Raw genomic sequence first — 17061 nt, forward strand, 5'->3', positions numbered from 1 at the left:
TATGGGAGTTCTGGGTATCGGCTTCGACCTCGTGACGGTGTCGGAGTTCGCCGAGCAATTGAACAGGCCGGGAACGGCAATGCTCGACAACTTCACACCGGGCGAGCGTCGAGACGCCGCTACCCGGAGCTCCGAACCGGCACGACATTTCGCCGCCCGGTGGGCAGCGAAGGAAGCAGTGATCAAGGCATGGTCAACTGCTCTCTTCGCCAGCCCGCCGGTGCTGGGGGAGATGATCCACAATCAGATCGAAGTCGTCTCGGACGCCTGGGGTCGCCCGGGCATACGGCTTCGCGGTGACGTGGCCAAACACCTCACCGGAGTGAAGATTCATATCTCGCTCACCCACGACGGGGACATGGCGGGCGCTTTCGCGGTCATCGAATCCGACCCGGAGTAGCACTGCCGGACACGAAAGAGCCGGTCTCCCAAGGGGAGACCGGCTCTTTGTCGTTCGACTAGTCCTTCGTGCGGGATTCCTTCTCGGCGACGAGGAGATATGCGATCATCAATCTTTTCAGTTCGGCGACGGCGTCGGCATGCGACTGACCGTCCTGAACCGAGAAATTCAGCATCGAATACACCACGTGGACAAGAACTTCCGCCATCATCAGGCGACGATCTCGCCGCGTACGAGGCGTCAACGGACCGAGCATTTTCGCTACGGTCTCGGCGAATTGCTTTTCGTGAATGACTCCGGTGGCCCGCGTGGACGGCGTCGACTGCATCGCCAGCCAGACCTCGCGGCGCGACGGATCGGACGTCCACAGTCCGGCCATGTGATCGACGAAACTGTTCAGGAACCGCAACCAGTCGAGCGAGGGTACTTCGCCGCCGAACTGCGCAAGCTCGTGCTGGACCCCGACGAGATCCTGGCGGTTCAATTCGCACACTATGACGTACTTGTTCGCGAAGAATTGGTAGAGCGTCCCGATCGGGACGTCGGCACGTGCCGCGACCTCTTCGCAGGTGAACGATTCGAAACCGACATCGGTGAGGAGTTCCCGTGACGCCGCCAGGAGTGCGTCGAATTTACGCTGGCTGCGCTCTTGCGTCGGACGCTTGCGCGGCAGCAGTTCCTGCGGTTCTTCGAGGCTCTGGGGATTCTCCAGTGCTGGGTCGACTCGTCGCCGCGCGCGGTTACGAGTCGTGGGCTGCACGTCTTCCAGGCTATCGGTGTTTTCTGTCGAATTTGGGACTTGTGCATTATCCGGTGTCATCGGCCACCTACTTCGGCGGTCGTGATCGGTCGAAACGCACCGCGCAGGTGCGCGCACACGAGTCCCGATGCTGTTGCCACACCTCGATACTAGGTGACCACCTGTCCAGTAGCTGAAGAGGTTGCTGCGCGGTGTGGCGCAACGGCGATCCTGCCGACTCCCTACGCCCGATTCGGGCACACTGAGATTCTTCGGGCACACCGAGGTTCGATGCCGAGGAGAGGGAGACGATGACGGAAGAACTGCGAACCGCGGTACGTGAACTCATGCCGCGTGCCCATGAGGATCTGAGTGCACTTGTGGCGATGAAGTCCGTCGCAGATGCAAGGCAATACCCGCCGGAAGAATGCGCGGCCGCGGCACATTGGGTCCTGGAGGCATTCCGCGATCAGGGTTTCGCCGATATCGAGGCGATCGAGACCTCCGACGGCTCGGCCGCCGTCGTCGGTCGTCGACCAGGTCCAGGCGGTGCTCCGACGGTTCTGCTGTACTGCCACTACGACGTTCAGCCGCCCGGAAACGAAGAGCTCTGGGGCTCGCCGCCTTTCACGCTCACCGAGCGGGGTGGACGGTGGTACGGACGCGGCGCTTCGGACTGCAAGGGCAACGTCGTCATGCATCTGACAGCTCTGCGAGCGCTCGCCGCAGCAGGTGTGGATCCGAGCGCACATCTGACGATCGTCGCCGAAGGATCAGAGGAGATGGGCACTGGCGGTCTCGAGGATCTGGTGCGAGAGCGGCCCGAACTTTTTGCGGCCGACATGATCCTGATCGCCGATACCGGCAACACCGAGGTCGGGGAGCCGACGATCACGACATCACTACGCGGGATCGCCAACGTGGTGGTCCACGTGTCGACGCTCGAGGGTGAGATTCACTCCGGTGTCTTCGGTGGACCGGCACCCGATGCGATCACCGCGCTGGTGCACATTCTCTCGACGCTGCACGACGGCGCCGGAAACACCACTGTCGAAGGCTTGACCAACGACCAGGAGTGGGAGGGAATCAGTTACGACGGCGATCAGTTCCGCTCCGACGCCGGGGTACTCGAAGGGGTACAACTGACTGGTTCCGGTTCGGTCGCCGAGCAGGTGTGGGCTCGTCCGGCGCTGACCATCCTGGGTATCGACTGCCCGCCGGTCGTGGGTTCTGCGGCGGCAATCACGCCCCGTGCATCCGCACGCCTGAATCTTCGTGTCCCGCCTGGCACGGATCCGGCGCAGGCACAGAAGTTGTTGACGGACCACCTCCGCCCAGCGGCTCCGTGGGGCGTCCACATCGAGGTCGTACCGGAATCGACGGGATCACCGTTCTCGTCCTCGACGGAAGGGACGGGATTCGCGCAGCTGAAGTCTGCGCTGACCGATGCCTACGGCCGCGAAGTGGGGTTTGCCGGCCAAGGGGGATCGATTCCGCTGTGCAGTGCGTTGGCCGAGCAGTTCCCCGACGCGGAGATCGCGTTGATCGGCGTCGAGGAACCGCAGTGCCGCATTCATGCACCTGACGAAAGCGTCGACCCGTCGGAGATCGAGAATCTCGCTTTCGCGGAGGCGCTGTTCTTGAGCAGGTACGGGAGTTAGACGGATAGATCGCGTCGTAGCTTGGCGACGTGGCCGGTGGCCCGGACGTTGTACTGGGCCACCTCGATCTTGCCTTCCTCGTCAACGAGGAACGTCGAGCGGATGACGCCCTGGACCGTCTTGCCGTACATCTTCTTCTCACCGAATGCGCCCCAGGCTTCGAGCGTCGCCTTCTCGGGGTCGGAGAGCAGCGGGAAGGTCAGCTCTTCGGTATCGCGGAACTTCGCGAGTTTTGCTGGCTTGTCCGGCGAGATTCCGACGACCTCGAGCCCGGCGCCGTTCAATTCGGCGAGGCTGTCGCGGAAGTCGCAGGCCTGCTTGGTGCACCCCGGGGTGCTGGCCGCGGGGTAGAAGTACACGATGACCTTGCGGCCGCGGTAATCGTGAAGCGAAACCTCGTTGCCGTCGGCGTCTGGGAGCGTGAAATCCGGCGCGACGTCGCCGGCGGACAATCTACTGTTCTCGGTCACGGGAATCGAGGTTAGTCGAGAAATTGCGCGGCAGGTGGGCGCGAGGGCATTCTGCTCCTCTACGGTAGAGCGAAGTGTCGGCGCGCTGCGTCCGCACAGCAGACCCGCACACAGAGCAGCAGAACACAGACAAGTTGGAGGACACGTGCCCAGGGACACCGAGAGCATCGAACGCGAGATCGAGAAGGCGCGTAACCAGCTCGCGAGCACACTCGACGAACTGACGGTCCGCACCAACCCGAAGCGGCTGGTCGAGAACACCAAGAAGACGGTGCTCGCCAAGCTCAACGAGCCGGCAGTGAAGTACGCGCTTATCGCAGTTGGTTCAGTGGTGGGACTACTCGTGGTCCGGAAGATCATTCGCTGACCCGAGTTTTCGAAGGCAGAACATGAAGAAGGCCCCCACCTGGTGAGGTGGGGGCCTTCTTGCAAGTGCGCCCACAGGGACTCGAACCCCGGACCCAGTGATTAAGAGTCACTTGCTCTACCAACTGAGCTATAGGCGCTCGCTCTTGCGAGACAGAACATTAGCCGACAGGCTCAGGAGTTTGCAAAACGCGTGTTCATCGTGGTGACGATGGTTACATCGCTTCCGGAATTCACGAGTGTGGCGGGCGTGAATCCGGCCGGCGGACGGTGCTTTCCAACTGCTGTGCGACGGCGAGAATCGCCGATTCGCCACCGCTGCGCGCAACCAGTTGGACGCTCAGGGGGAGTCCGTGTTCGGAGAAGCCGGCGGGTACCGCGGCCGCCGGGTTGCCGCAAACATTCCAGATAGAACAGTAGGCGGCGATCGGCAACGCCTTGCGGACTGCGGACAGAAGGCCGGTTCCTTCGAGTTGTCCGATCGGGCGTGGCAGCGCGGGCGTCGTCGGCATCAGGACCAGGTCGAAGGTGTCGAAGACCTGGTTGACCGTCGCTGCAATTCGCTGACCTTTGCGGTAGGCGAATTTGCCGACGCGCGCGGGTGCAGCTATCCGGCCGATCGAGGCGAGCGCTCGCGTGCGCTTCTCGAGAAGCGCTGGATGATCGACACGAAGCGCTTCGTCGCGGACACCGCCGAGTACCTGCGGGAGAAAAGCGGCAGTGGCGTCCGGGTACTCGGGATCGTGTTCTTCGACGTGATGTCCCAACGCGCTCAACATCTCTGCGATCGAGAGCACCGCGGCAACGATCTCCGCTGACGGGCGGACGCCCCGGATCGGACTCCGGGTGGACACCGCGATGCGAAGCGGCCCGGGTGCCGACACGGCCGCGTCGGCAAAGCTGGTTCGGAGCGTTTCGGCTGTGTAGTCGTCGGTCTCGGTGGTGCCGGTGATTGCGTCGTATACGAGCGCGCTGTCCTCGACCGAACGAGTGAGAGGCCCGAGTGTGCCGAGTCCGCGCCAGAGGTTTCGGTTCGGCGCGGTGCTCACCCGACCGCGTTGCGGCTTGAGTCCGAACAACCCGCAGAACGCCGAAGGCAATCGTATGGAACCGCCGCCGTCGCCGCCTATTGCCGCCGCGACCATTCCCGACGCGACGGCCGACGCAGATCCTCCGCTCGATCCGCCGGTGGATATGCCGGTGTCCCAAGGGTTTCTCGTGTATCCGTTTGCGGCAGTCTCGGTGAAGGGCCAGATGCCGAACTCGGGCATCGTCGTCTTGCCGACGATCACCGCACCCGCTTCGCGCAACCGACGGACAACCTCTGAATCGGCCGATGCGATGCGCGTGGCTGCCGCACCGCCGTACGTCGTCGGCGTTCCGGCGACGTCGTTCTCGTCCTTGATTGCAATCGGGACTCCGTGCAGTGGGCCCAGGGTTTTGCCGTCGGCCTGACGTTGATCGAGCCGTGTCGCCTCGTCGAGTGCTTCGTCCGCGAGAACTCGTACAAATGCGTTGAGCGTCGAATCGAGGCGCTCGATACGGCGAAGTGTGGTCTCGGTGAGTTCGCGGGCGGACAAAGCTCCGGACCGGATCAGAGCTGCCTGACCTGCCACCCCGGCAAATGCCAGTTCGCCGCCGGGCGTGAATTCGCGCTCAGTCATCAGACCTCCAGGCCGTGGTTCCGGTAACTGTGAAGTCTATTCACCACGACCTGTCCACCAAGCCACAAAGAAAAATCCCCACCTTCCGAAGAAGGTGGGGACCTTTGCAAGTGCGCCCACAGGGACTCGAACCCCGGACCCAGTGATTAAGAGTCACTTGCTCTACCAACTGAGCTATAGGCGCTCGCTCTTGCGAGACAGAACATTAGCCGAATCGCCGGTTCGGGAGCAAATCGCCAGGTGGCGGCCTCGCTGCCGTAGTCCAATCGGAGGAAATCCGCTGAAAGCGGTAACAAAACGGACGGTTCGGAGCGATTGATACTTGAACGTTACTGACGGCGTGGCCCTTCATGACCGTTGGTAACGAGCGCGCCTGGCATCATTGGTGCAGCGCAGTCATACCGCAAGTCCCACTTGCCTTCCGGTAAGTGGGATTCGCATGTGATGCGGAAGTTAGTCGGAGAAATTGTGAAGCGGAGTCGAACGATGAGTCGTCAAAGGTGGGGTCTGTCCGTGCGCGGGGGGAACGGTCGAGTGTCGAAGAGTGCGGCGATGATCGCGGTGTCTCTCGGTGCGCTCGTTCTGGTCACCGCGTGCACGTCGGGTGGCAAGGACGTCAGCACCGAGGGATCGGCGCCGATCGATTCCAATCCGCTCACCGAACTCATCAAGCCGAAGCTCACCTCGACCGCCGCCGACGGCGCTGTCGGCTTCTCGCCGGGCGACCCGGTCAAGATCAACGTCGCTGACGGCGCCCTGTCCGACGTGACGATGGTCAATCAGGACGGCAAGGCAGTTGCCGGCGCGATTGCTGCCGACGGTGCGTCGTGGACGACCACCGAACCGCTCGGCTACAACCGCAAGTACAAAATCGAGGCCCGCGCATTCGGATTGGGCGGCGCCAGTACGACGGTCACGTCCTTCACCACCAGCGCACCCGGCAACGTCACCAAGCCGTATGTCTTGCCGAACGAGGGCGACGTGGTCGGCATCGGTCAGCCCATCGCGGTGCAGTTCGACGAGAACATCCCCGATCGCAAGGCTGCCGAAGCCGCGATCACCGTCACCACGACTCCGACCGTCGAAGGTGCGTTCTACTGGGTCAACAATCGTGAGGTCCGTTGGCGTCCGGAGAACTACTGGGCACCCGGCACCAAGGTCGACGTGAGCGTCAACGTGTACGGGCGCAATCTCGGCAAGGGAGTCTTCGGGCAGGAAGACGCGAAGAGTTCCTTCACCATCGGTGATGCCGTCATCGCCACGGCGGACGACAACACCAAGCAGGTCACTTTCCAGGTCAACGGTGAGACCGTCATGACCATGCCCACCTCCATGGGCAAGGACAGCACTCCCACCGACAACGGCGTCTACATCATCGGCGACCGCTTCGCGAACATGATCATGGACTCGTCCACGTACGGCGTCCCGGTCACCTCGGCGCAGGGTTACAAGACCCCCGTCGACTGGGCGACCCGAATGTCCTACAGCGGCATCTTCTTCCACTCGGCGCCGTGGTCGGTCGGGCAGCAGGGCTACTCCAACACCAGTCACGGCTGCCTCAACCTGAGCCCGTCCAACGCCAAGTGGGTCTACGACAACACCAAGCGTGGGGACATCGTCGTCGTCAAGAACACCGTCGGCGGAACGCTCTCCGGCACCGACGGCCTCGGTGACTGGAACATTCCCTGGAGCGTCTGGAAGACCGGCAACGCGGACGTCTGATCGCGTCCCTGAAGCACTGAACGTCAGAATGCCCCCGACCGTCCGGTTGGGGGCATTTCTGCATCTGTATTCCTTTTGTGAGCGAAAGTGCCTCTCGGTCTATCTGAGGCGACGGGAGGTACGTTCGCTCGGCGTCAGCGTCGACCGAAGGCGTCCACTCCGGTCATTTCAGCGGACAGTGCCCACAATCTCCGTGCGTCGTCGCGATCGGTAGCCCAAGGCTTCACGCCGCCGACGCTCATGTCATCAGTCTGCGCGACGTCCGCGATGTTGCAGTCCTGGAGGTACGCGCCGGCGTGATCGGCGAGTATCGGTGCCGTCGCTGCCAACACCGTTGTAGCGGCGCCCTGGGAGGGAGTCTTGAATCCCGGCACGGCGTCGCCATTCGACGTCGTCCATCCGAGATCGTGTTTCTCCGATGCAGAGAAGTGACGTTGAAGGGGAGTGAGGATGCTCCCGGGATGGACGGAGAACGCAGTGATGCCGCGTGAAGCACCGGAGCTCGCCAGCTGTACAGCGAATAGAGCATTTGCAGTCTTGGCTTGACCGTACGCAAGCCAGCGGTCGTAACCGTTGCGGAAATGTATGTCATCCCAACGCACTCCCGACAGAAAATGTCCCGCCGACGAGACAGCGACTACGCGAGAACCGTTTGCGGGCATGGCTGGCACCAGCAGGTTCACCAGTACAAAGTGCCCGAGGTGATTGATCGCGAATTGTGATTCCCAGCCCGAGCCGACACGGAGTTCCGGGCAGGCCATGACCCCCGCATTGCAGATGATGATGTCCGGAGTGATCCGGGATTCGAGAATTTCTCGCGCACACGATCTGACACTGCTCGGGTCCGACAGGTCGCACGCTCGCACTTCGATACCCGGAAGGTCGGCCACCGCGCTCCGTGCCTGTTCTGGTCGGCGGGCAAGAACTACAACTCGCGCCCCGACCGAAGAAAGTGACCGCGAAATCTCGTATCCGAGTCCGGAGTACCCGCCAGTGACCAAAGCAGTTGTGCCGGTTAAATCTTGTCCGGCAAGTACGTCGTCGGCAGTGGAGATTCGGGAGAATCCGGTGTTGATTTTGCGCTGAATGGAATTCATGGCCGCGACCGTAAAATCTGGAGTGCACTCCAGGTCAAGGAAAGGTAGACGGGCAATGCGTGAACTATCAATCGGTGACGTAGCTGTCGAGACCGGAATCAGCATCGATTCCCTTCGATACTTCGAACGTGAGGAATTGCTCGTTCACGAGGTTGCGCGCTCGGCAGGTGGGCGTCGGGTCTACGCCGAAAACGATGTCGCTTGGTTGAAGCTGTGCAATCGATTCCGAGACTCGGGTATGCCGATCGCAACGATCCGCGAATTCGCCGCACTCGTCAGGTCAGGGCCGGGAAACGAGAAGGAACGGCTTTCACTTCTACAAAAGCATGAGGTGTTGATTCGATCCAGGATCTCTGCGCTGCAGGACAACCTGACCGTCATCCACGACAAGGTTTCGGCATACGAGCGACACGTTCGCGAGGGGACCGTCGCAGGTGTCTGGGAGCCGCAACCGTCGCCCGAGTGATCGACGGCTGGGCCATGTGCGGCGATTTCCAGCTACCCCCATGTGAGCGAAAGTGGCTTTCGGTCTATCTGAGGCGACGAGAGGTACGTTCACCCGGCTGTGGAAGGGGGGATTGGGGCCGGCGCACAAACCAAAAGAACCCCCGAAAATGTCTTTCGACATCTTCGGGGGTTCCGCTTGGGTGAGCGACGGGACTCGAACCCGCGACAGCCAGGATCACAACCTGGTGCTCTACCAACTGAACTACGCCCACCATTGCCTCGGCCACCGGTTTGACCCGGCTGCTTTGACGAAAGAGATACTAGCGCGAAAGTCGGTCAGGAAGCCAATCGGCAGGTCAGGCGGGACCCAAGCCCTCTACGACGGCTGCGATCTCCGCGCTCGACGGTCCGGGCGCCGCGACGAATGCAGTGCCGCGGTAGTACTTGAGTTCGCGGATGGATTCCTTGATGTCGGCGAGTGCCCGGTGGGCGAGACCTTTTTCGGGCTGGCCGAAGTAGATTCGCGGGTACCAGCGGCGGGAGAGTTCCTTGATGGAGCTGACATCGATCATCCGGTAGTGCAGGTATGTGTCCAGCGCCGTCATGTCACGCGAGATGAATCCGCGGTCGGTGGCGATGGAATTACCTGCCAGGGGAGCCGTACCGGCGACGGGAACGTGCTTGCGGATGTACGCGAGCACCTCTTTCTCCGCCTCGGCGAGGGTGACCGTCGACTTACGAACCTCTTCGGTCAGTCCCGACTTCGCATGCATCTTCTTCACGACGTCGGGCATTGCAGCCAATGCGTCGTCGTCGGCGTGGATGACGATGTCCACACCTTCGCCCAAGATGTTCAAGTCGCTGTCGGTCACCAGAGCCGCAATCTCGATGAGTTTGTCCGACTCGAGTCGCAGCCCGGTCATTTCACAATCGATCCATACCAATTTGTCCTGCACCAGGAACACAGTAGTGCGCGCGGGCGCGGGATAAGGTCTGCGGTGGAAACTCGACGTGTGTAAGACGGCGTTCGGGTGATGACAAGAACTTCGCCGCATTGCAACGAGGAGGGCTTTCGATGACCGTGGATCCGAAGGACGGAGCCGCGCCGCTGACGCCGGCGGAGAAGGCGAAAGCTGCCAAGGCTGCCGCTGCCGAAGCCGCTCGGATTGCAGCTGAAGCCGCTGCGGCAGCTGAGGAAGCCGAGAAGGAAGCGGCTGCCGCTGAAGCCGAAGCATCGGCCGGAGCCACCCCCGCTGCTCAGGCGCCGTCGGGTGCTGCAGCTGAAATCGCGGCGGGCTATTCATCCGAGGGGCGGGCACTCGAGCTCGGCTCGGTGGTGATCGACGGAGTGGCAGATCCCACCGCGCGGGTGCGGATTCCATTGGCGACGATCAACCGTCACGGTCTGATTGCCGGTGCGACGGGTACCGGCAAGACCAAGACGTTGCAGGGCATCGCCGAGCAGCTGTCCGCCGCGGGTGTGCCGGTAGTGATGGCCGACGTCAAGGGCGACCTCTCGGGTCTGTCGAAGGCGGGGGATCCGAGCGAGAAGATGAAGGCTCGCGCCGTCGAGACGGGCGACGATTCGTGGACTCCCGCTGGGATGCCAGTCGAGTTCTTGTCGTTGGGTACTGACGGAATCGGTATCCCGGTGCGCGCGACCATCACCAGTTTCGGGCCGATCCTGCTCAGCAAAGTGTTGGGCCTCAACGAGACCCAGGAATCGACTCTCGGACTGATCTTCCACTGGGCCGACACTCAGGGCCTGGCCCTGCTGGACCTCAAGGATCTGCGTTCGGTCATCGCCCACCTGACTAGCGCTGAGGGCAAAGCGGATCTGAAGGGTATCGGCGGAGTTTCCTCCGCGACGGCGGGAGTGATTCTGCGTGCGTTGGTCAACCTCGAAGCCGACGGCGGTGACACCTTCTTCGGCGAACCGGAACTCGAAACCGAGGACCTGCTGCGTGTCGTCGGCGGTGCCGGTGTGATCACGCTGTTCGAACTCGGTGCCCAGGCCGCGCGTCCGGCAATGTTCTCCACCTTCCTGATGTGGGTGCTCGCGGACTTGTTCCAGACGCTGCCCGAAGAGGGAGATCTTGACAAGCCGAAGCTGGTGTTCATCTTCGACGAGGCGCACCTTCTGTTCGCGGACGCGTCGAAGGCTTTCCTGCAGCAGGTCGAACAGACGGTCAAGCTGATTCGCTCCAAAGGTGTCGGCGTGTTCTTCTGCACGCAGCTTCCGACCGACATTCCCAATTCGGTGCTGTCACAGTTGGGCGCGCGCGTTCAGCACGCCCTACGCGCATTCACGCCCGACGATCAGAAGGCGCTCAACAAGACCGTCCGCACGTACCCGAAGACCGAGCACTACGACCTGGAAAAGGCACTGACTTCACTCGGCATCGGTGAAGCCATCGTGACTGTGCTCTCGGAAAAGGGTGCGCCGACGCCGGTGGCCTGGACCAAGATTCGTCCTCCGAGGTCGCTGATGGACACCATTGGCAACGACGCGATCAAGGCGGCAGCGTCGTCGAGTCCGCTGAATCAGAAGTACGGCCAGACCATCGACCGCGAGTCGGCGTACGAAAAGTTGACGGCGAAGGTGGCCGGTGCTCCGACGGCGGATCAGTCCCTGGATCTTCCGTCGCTGCCCGATCTGCCGCCACCGCCGCCGGCCGAACCTGAGGGCCCCAACATCGCCGAGCAGATCCTGGGTAACTCGGCCGTGAAGAGTTTCCTGCGTTCGGCGGCTTCGGCTGCGGGACGCGAGATTTCGCGAAATATCTTCGGTACCGGTAGCCGTCGCAAGCGCTGAGGCTTAGGCGCCCGCGAGGTCAGATGCCGACCTCGCGGGCCAGCAGGTCGTTGATCGATTCGCGCCTGATCAACGGCCGCGCAATCCCGCCCAGCACAGCGACGACCGGTGGCCGGCCGACGCTGTTGTAAGTGGAGGCCATGCTGTGGTGGTATGCGCCCGTACACGGCACTGCCAACAGGTCACCTTCATGTAGGTCGGCGGGAAGCCTTGCTCCGACGGCGATTTCGTCGCCCGATTCGCAGTGCCGCCCGGCGACGGTGACTTCCTGGAGCGGTGCGCTCGAATGCCGGTTCACCAGTTCGACGTCGTAGTGGCTGTCGTACAACGACACCCGAGGGTTGTCGCTCATCCCACCGTCGACGGAAACGAAGGTTCGACCGCCGCTGATCGACTTGATGTTCTGTACGCGATATAGCGTGACTCCGGCGCGCGCGGCGATCGCTCGGCCAGGCTCGAGCACGATTTCGGGGCGAGGGAAGCGGTTTCGGGTGCACGCGTCGTCGAGAGTTTCGTCGATGACGTGAGCGAGGCGGGTCAGATCCAGTTGGGCGTCTCCCGGCATGTATGCGATCCCATGGCCACCGCCGAGATCGAGTTCGGTGAGGATGATTCGATGCGTGCGTCGTATGTCGTCCATCTGTGCGATCATCGTCTCGATCGCGGGGCGGAAGAGTTCGGGATCGGTGATCTGGGAGCCGAGATGGCAATGCAGGCCGATGAGTTGCAGGTGCGCCGCGTTGGCGACGACGGATACCGTACGTTCCAGTTCTTCGGAAAACGCTGGTAGGCCGAACTTTTGGTCCAAGATGCCTGTGGACACTGCCTTGTGTCCGTGTATGTCGATGCCGGGTGTGACTCTGATCAACACCTTCTGTCGGTGGGTACACACCGACGCGAGCCGTACCGCTTCGCTGGGGGAGTCGAGGACGATCCGGCCCACACCCGCGTTGACCGCCGCCCTCAGTTCGGAAACCGATTTGGCATTGCCGTGCAGGATGATTCGGTGGGGGTCCACGCCCGCGGCGAGCGCGACGGCGAGTTCACCGGCGGAACAGACATCCACCCCGAGTCCCTCGTCGGAGACCCAGGTAGCCATCGCTCGAATCATCAGTGCCTTGCCGGCGTACACGATCTCCGAGTCGGGGAAGATCTCTCGATACGTGCGGCAGCGGTGCCGCACGTCCGCCTCGTCGACGACGTACGTCGGTGTGCCGTACTGGTCCGCGATCTCTTCGAGGGAGACGTCGCCGATGCAGACACGCCCGCTGTGGTCGTGGCGAGTACTGATGGGCCACAACGCAGGATCCATACGCGGTGTCATTGCGCCGCGTAGGGAGGGGAAGATTTCGAGTAGCGTCACGTCGATCTCCTGAAGGTGACCCGCCGTGTTGCGGGCTACCTTCAGATCTACTCCCGAAGATCACCGGTGGGGCGGATCTTGACGCTTACTTGACGCGCCGCCGAACGAGGTTGACGCGGCCCTGACGGGGCTCGAATCACTGTGCCTGTCGAATCACTGTGCTCGCCGGCGCTTCCATCCGAACCAACCGAGCACCGCGAGCAATGCCACCGCGGCGCCTCCGCCGATGACCGCCGATCTGTCGGCGGACACACCAACGGACGGAGTTCCGCCGGGGCTCGGGGCGTAACCGGCGCCGTACACGGACTCGACCGCCGCTTGGATGTCGAACCCGGTTTCGGTAGCCGGCCCGCAGCTGTGCCCCTCGTGCTCGGCGTCGACGTCGTACGGCGCAGAAACGAACATCAGCTGCTCGGTGCCGAGCACATAGCTTGTGCCACAACCGTTCCCGTTCGCGAGTGTCCCCACCGACGTCACCGATGCCAGATCGCCTTTGTAGACCCGGCTGACGTCGAACAGGTAGGTGTCCTCGAACCCGTCCGAAGTTTTCTCCGTCGGAGTCCCGAGGAAAACGGTGCTGGAGACGCTCACGGCTTCTTCCGGGGTAGCCGATGATGCGCACGAACATGCATTCGCTGCCGTGGGCAGCAGTAAGGGCAACCCTCCGGTCAAAAGAAGGATTGCCCCGACTGCCAGTGTTCTTCGCATCGCCATTAACCGACTATATGGTCTGCTACGGCCTGCTCTGAGAAGTTTGCGTGAATCAGCCGCCGAGCCTCTTGTAGAACGTGCCCACGATGGGCGCAACGACGGCACGCGGGCTGTAACCGCCCGCGACGGACATCGCCTTGCTCAAGATGCCCGGTACGACGCGCATCTTGTTCTCGGCCAGGCCGTCGAGCGAGACCTTGGCGGTGTACTCGCTCGAGATCCAGAAGAAGTCCGGGACGAGCTTGTCGACGATCGACGCTTCGGCCGGGTCCGGGGTTTCGGTGCGTACTGGGCCTGGGGCGAGCAGGGTGACGTTCACTCCGGTGCCCTTGAGTTCACCTCGCAACGATTCCGCGAAGGTGTTCACGAACGCCTTCGTGGCGGCGTACGTCGCGTTGTTGGGGATCGGCATGTTTCCGGCCGCGGACCCGACCATCAGGATGGCTCCGGACTTGCGTGCGAGCATGCCGGGCAGCACGGCCAGCGTGAGATCGTGCACTGCAACGGCGTTGAGCTCGACCTGGTCGCGCTCGTATGCCGGGTCCAGCTCGGCGATCGGCCCGAAGGTGGCGATACCGGCGTTGTTGCACAGGATGCTGATGTCGCGGCCACCGAGTTCCTCGACCAGAACGGCACGCGCCGCGCTGTCGGAGAGGTCCGATGCACGGACCTCCACCTCGACGCCGTGCGCGGCGCGAAGCTTCTCGGCGAGGACCTCCATGACCTCGCCACGACGGGCAACGAGGATCAGGGAATGTCCGCGTGATGCCAGATCAGCGGCCAGTGCCTCTCCGATGCCGGAGGAGGCGCCGGTCACTACGGCGCGGGCTGTGGTTGTGGGTGTCGGCAGGCTCACGATCAGTCAGCGTAGCCGGTCAGATCTTCGCGGCCAGTCGTGTGCCCTGTTCGATGGCACGCTTGGCGTCGAGTTCTCCTGCCACGTCGGCGCCGCCGATGATGTGGGTCACCACGCCCGCGACGGTCAGTTCGTCCACGAGATCGCGAACCGACTCCTGCCCGGCGCAGATGACGATGGTGTCGACCGCGAGAAGTCGGGGCTTCTCGTGCTTCTCACCGAAGGTGATGTGCAGGCCGGCGTCGTCGATGCGCTCGTAGTTGACGCCCGAGAGCTCGTGGACGCCCTTGTTCTTGAGGGCCGCCCGGTGGACCCAGCCGGTGGTCTTCGCGAGGCCGGCGCCGATGCGTCCTGGCTTGCGTTGGAGGAGGTAGACCTCCCGCTCGGAGAGCTCCGGTACCGGAGTGGTGAGAGCGCCCGGGGCCATTTCGGGTTCGGTGACGCCCCATTCCTGCTTCCACTCCTTGAGATGAAGAGTGGGGGAAGTGGGGTGCGTGAGGAATTCGCTCACGTCGACGCCGATGCCGCCGGCACCGATGACGGCGACGGACTTGCCGACGGGCTTGCCCTCTCGGACGACCTCGGCGTAGGTCAGCACCTTCGAGTTCTCGATGCCGGGGATCTTGGGAACCCGCGGCGTCACGCCGGTGGCAACGACCACTTCGTCGAAGGAGCCGATGAGATCTGCCGGTGCGACGCGGGTTTCGAGCTTGACCGTCACTCCGGCCACGTCCAGCATGCGGGTGTAGTAGCGAATGGTTTCGGCGAACTCTTCCTTACCCGGAATGAGCTGTGCGATCCCGAACTGTCCGCCGATCTTGTCCGAAGCCTCGAACAACGTGACCGAATGACCACGCTGAGCGAGATTGAGTGCTGCGGAAAGTCCGGCAGGACCGGCGCCGACGACGGCGAGATTCTTGGTCCGCCGAGTGGGGGAGAGTATCAGCGTGGTCTCACGGCCCGCGCGCGGATTGAGCAGGCAGGAGACCTGCTTGTGAACGAAGGCGTGGTCGAGGCAGGCTTGGTTGCAGGCGATGCACGTGTTGATCTCGTCGGACGCTCCGCGCTCGGCCTTGTTCACCCAGTCGGGATCGGCGAGCATCGGCCTGGCCATCGAAATCAATTGTGCGTCACCGCGGTTGAGGATCTCTTCGGCAGTCTCGGGCATGTTGATCCGATTCGAGGCGGCTACCGGAATGTCGACGTGCTTCTCGAGTTTGCCGGTGATGTCGACGAAGGCTGCTCGGGGAACCGAGGTGACGATGGTGGGCACCCGTGACTCGTGCCACCCGATGTCGGTGTTGATGATCGTGGCGCCGGCGGCTTCGACTTCCTTTGCCAGTGAGACGATTTCATCCCAGGTCTGACCGCCCTCGACCAGGTCTGCCATCGACAGCCGGAACACGATGATGAAGTTCGGGCCGACAGCCTTGCGTGTGCGTCGCACGATTTCGACTGCCATGCGTCGACGGTTCTCGGAACTGCCGCCCCACTGGTCGGTGCGCTTGTTCGTGCGCTCGCAGAGGAACTGGTTGATGAAGTAGCCCTCACCGCCCATGATTTCGACGCCGTCGTAACCCGCGGACTTGGCCAGGCGCGCGCAGCGAACGTAGTTGCGGATCTGCCAACGCACCCCACGGCCGGTCAGCTTGCGCGGACGGAACGGGTTGATGGGCGCCTTGATCGACGACGCGGAGACACTGAAAGGCTGGTAGCTGTAGCGGCCGGCGTGCAGGATCTGCATGGCGATCTTTCCGCCCGCGTCGTGAACCGCCTTGGTGATCCGGCGGTGACGGCGCGCTTCGATGCGGTTGGTCAGCTTGGCACCGAAGGGCAAGAGCCAACCGGTGCGGTTGGGCGCGTAGCCGCCGGTGATGATCAAGCCGACACCGCCACGAGCACGTTCGGCGAAGTACTCGGCCAAGCGGTCGGTGTCCTTCGCGCGATCTTCGAGGCCGGTGTGGATAGATCCCATGACGACGCGGTTCTTCAGCGTCGTGAATCCGAGGTCGAGCGGTTCGAGCAGGCGGGGGAACTGTGTATCCGTCATGACTGAAGATGTCCTTCCGTGGCGTACTCGCCAGTGTCTTCGGTGGCGTACTCGCCAGTGTCTTCGATGGCGTACTCGCCAGTGGGCAATGCGTCCAGAACTTCCTGGCACCAGTCGGTGAATCCTTCTTCGACGCGGATGCCGCCGCGAAGTACCAGATACTGGTGCAGTGAAGAGCCGGAAAGTGCTGCTGGATTGGGGAAGTCACGCTTTTCGATGAGTCGGTAGACGTCGAGGCGGGCGGCGTGGCCGTCGCGGTGGCGAGCGACTTCGCGTCGTAGAGCGGGGAGATCGGCGTGCGCTGCTGCCCTGATCTTGATGGCCAACTCGTTGCGCAGGTGGTTCGGTTCGGACGGCTCGGCGATCCATCGGGTCAGTTCGGCGCGGCCGGCATCGCTGACGCGGTACATCTTCTTGTCCGGGCGGCCGTCCTGCGCGATGGCCTCCACCTCCACCCAGCCTGCCTCGTCCATTCGCTTGAGGACTCGGTAGATCTGCTGGTGCGTCGCGCTGTGGAAGAAGCCGATCGACTTGTCGAACCGGCGTGTGAGGTCGTATCCCGACGCATCCTGTTCGGACAGGGAGACGAGCAACGCATGTTCGAGTGCCATGGAAAAAGTATCTATGCACTCAGGTGCGTATGCAACTAAGTGCGTACTAACTTGGGTGCATAGAACGTCTTGTATGTCGACTTCGGAGA

Annotated in this window: 16 protein-coding genes and 3 tRNA genes; 6 read left to right on the forward strand and 13 right to left on the reverse strand. The window is 62.7% G+C overall.

Translation table 11 applies throughout. From position 1 onward, the window contains the following. Position 1 precedes the first annotated feature (1 nt). Positions 2-400 carry a holo-ACP synthase gene (locus CPI83_RS10855; RefSeq protein WP_021333452.1) on the forward strand — a complete coding sequence of 133 codons (399 nt, stop codon included), beginning with the start codon at positions 2-4 and terminating at the stop codon, positions 398-400. A gap of 58 nt (positions 401-458) precedes the next feature. Here the strand turns inward: CPI83_RS10855 and CPI83_RS10860 are convergent, their stop codons facing one another. After that, entirely contained in the window at positions 459-1160 is a 702-nt protein-coding gene (locus tag CPI83_RS10860) for a TetR family transcriptional regulator (RefSeq protein ID WP_019749142.1), read from the reverse strand. A 290-nt stretch (positions 1161-1450) separates the two neighbouring features. Between CPI83_RS10860 and CPI83_RS10865 the strand changes: the two genes are divergently transcribed. After that, on the forward strand, positions 1451-2800 hold the full coding sequence (locus tag CPI83_RS10865) for a dipeptidase (protein WP_097387206.1): 1350 nt from the start codon (positions 1451-1453) through the stop codon (positions 2798-2800). On the opposite strand, the gene bcp is transcribed toward CPI83_RS10865, so the two are convergent. Further along, positions 2797-3270, reverse strand: a complete 474-nt coding sequence (bcp, locus tag CPI83_RS10870) for a thioredoxin-dependent thiol peroxidase (RefSeq protein ID WP_019749140.1) — start codon at positions 3268-3270, stop codon at positions 2797-2799. The genes CPI83_RS10865 and bcp overlap by 4 nt on opposite strands. A gap of 145 nt (positions 3271-3415) precedes the next feature. Here bcp and CPI83_RS10875 point away from each other — a divergent pair, with 145 nt between their 5' ends. Then, entirely contained in the window at positions 3416-3637 is a 222-nt protein-coding gene (locus CPI83_RS10875) for a DUF3618 domain-containing protein (RefSeq protein WP_003945299.1), read from the forward strand. A 66-nt stretch (positions 3638-3703) separates the two neighbouring features. On the opposite strand, the gene CPI83_RS10880 is transcribed toward CPI83_RS10875, so the two are convergent. From CPI83_RS10880 to CPI83_RS10890, 3 genes are all read right to left on the reverse strand, one after another. Then, a tRNA-Lys gene (locus CPI83_RS10880) sits at positions 3704-3776 on the reverse strand. A gap of 93 nt (positions 3777-3869) precedes the next feature. Next, positions 3870-5300, reverse strand: a complete 1431-nt coding sequence (locus tag CPI83_RS10885) for an amidase (RefSeq protein WP_097387207.1) — start codon at positions 5298-5300, stop codon at positions 3870-3872. A gap of 111 nt (positions 5301-5411) precedes the next feature. Next, a tRNA-Lys gene (locus CPI83_RS10890) sits at positions 5412-5484 on the reverse strand. Between the two features lie 329 nt (positions 5485-5813). Between CPI83_RS10890 and CPI83_RS10895 the strand changes: the two genes are divergently transcribed. Beyond that, positions 5814-7022 carry an Ig-like domain-containing protein gene (locus tag CPI83_RS10895; RefSeq protein ID WP_019749139.1) on the forward strand — a complete coding sequence of 403 codons (1209 nt, stop codon included), beginning with the start codon at positions 5814-5816 and terminating at the stop codon, positions 7020-7022. Between the two features lie 134 nt (positions 7023-7156). On the opposite strand, the gene CPI83_RS10900 is transcribed toward CPI83_RS10895, so the two are convergent. After that, complete coding sequence (locus tag CPI83_RS10900) at positions 7157-8119, reverse strand: oxidoreductase (RefSeq protein ID WP_097387208.1); 963 nt, start codon at positions 8117-8119, stop codon at positions 7157-7159. A 55-nt stretch (positions 8120-8174) separates the two neighbouring features. Between CPI83_RS10900 and CPI83_RS10905 the strand changes: the two genes are divergently transcribed. Continuing rightward, positions 8175-8585 (forward strand): MerR family transcriptional regulator, encoded by a 411-nt coding sequence (locus CPI83_RS10905; RefSeq protein WP_019749137.1) that lies wholly within the window; start codon positions 8175-8177, stop codon positions 8583-8585. Positions 8586-8765: 180 nt separating this feature from the next. Here CPI83_RS10905 and CPI83_RS10910 read toward each other — a convergent pair. Beyond that, positions 8766-8838: transfer RNA gene (locus CPI83_RS10910), tRNA-His, on the reverse strand. Between the two features lie 84 nt (positions 8839-8922). Continuing rightward, a complete protein-coding gene (gene orn, locus CPI83_RS10915) occupies positions 8923-9522 on the reverse strand; it encodes an oligoribonuclease (RefSeq protein WP_024487359.1) in 600 nt (199 codons plus the stop codon). 119 nt (positions 9523-9641) lie between these two features. On the opposite strand from orn, the gene CPI83_RS10920 reads away from it, so the two are divergent. Continuing rightward, positions 9642-11381 carry a helicase HerA-like domain-containing protein gene (locus CPI83_RS10920; RefSeq protein WP_020970020.1) on the forward strand — a complete coding sequence of 580 codons (1740 nt, stop codon included), beginning with the start codon at positions 9642-9644 and terminating at the stop codon, positions 11379-11381. A gap of 19 nt (positions 11382-11400) precedes the next feature. Here the strand turns inward: CPI83_RS10920 and lysA are convergent, their stop codons facing one another. From lysA to CPI83_RS10945, 5 genes are all read right to left on the reverse strand, one after another. Next, positions 11401-12744: a diaminopimelate decarboxylase gene (gene lysA / locus CPI83_RS10925; RefSeq protein ID WP_020908262.1), complete on the reverse strand. Its 1344-nt coding sequence runs from the start codon at positions 12742-12744 to the stop codon at positions 11401-11403. Between the two features lie 153 nt (positions 12745-12897). Next, positions 12898-13335 carry a hypothetical protein gene (locus tag CPI83_RS10930; RefSeq protein ID WP_070797084.1) on the reverse strand — a complete coding sequence of 146 codons (438 nt, stop codon included), beginning with the start codon at positions 13333-13335 and terminating at the stop codon, positions 12898-12900. A 172-nt stretch (positions 13336-13507) separates the two neighbouring features. Further along, positions 13508-14311, reverse strand: coding sequence for a mycolate reductase (cmrA, locus tag CPI83_RS10935; RefSeq protein ID WP_097387209.1), 804 nt, complete (start codon positions 14309-14311; stop codon positions 13508-13510). A gap of 19 nt (positions 14312-14330) precedes the next feature. Beyond that, complete coding sequence (locus CPI83_RS10940; protein WP_097387210.1) at positions 14331-16361, reverse strand: NADPH-dependent 2,4-dienoyl-CoA reductase; 2031 nt, start codon at positions 16359-16361, stop codon at positions 14331-14333. Continuing rightward, on the reverse strand, positions 16358-16972 hold the full coding sequence (locus CPI83_RS10945) for a PadR family transcriptional regulator (protein WP_047888983.1): 615 nt from the start codon (positions 16970-16972) through the stop codon (positions 16358-16360). Before CPI83_RS10945 ends, CPI83_RS10940 begins: the two co-directional genes overlap by 4 nt. Positions 16973-17061: the final 89 nt, after the last annotated feature.

Origin of the sequence: Rhodococcus sp. H-CA8f (assembly GCF_002501585.1) — a bacterium.
Lineage (GTDB): Bacteria > Actinomycetota > Actinomycetes > Mycobacteriales > Mycobacteriaceae > Rhodococcus_F > Rhodococcus_F erythropolis.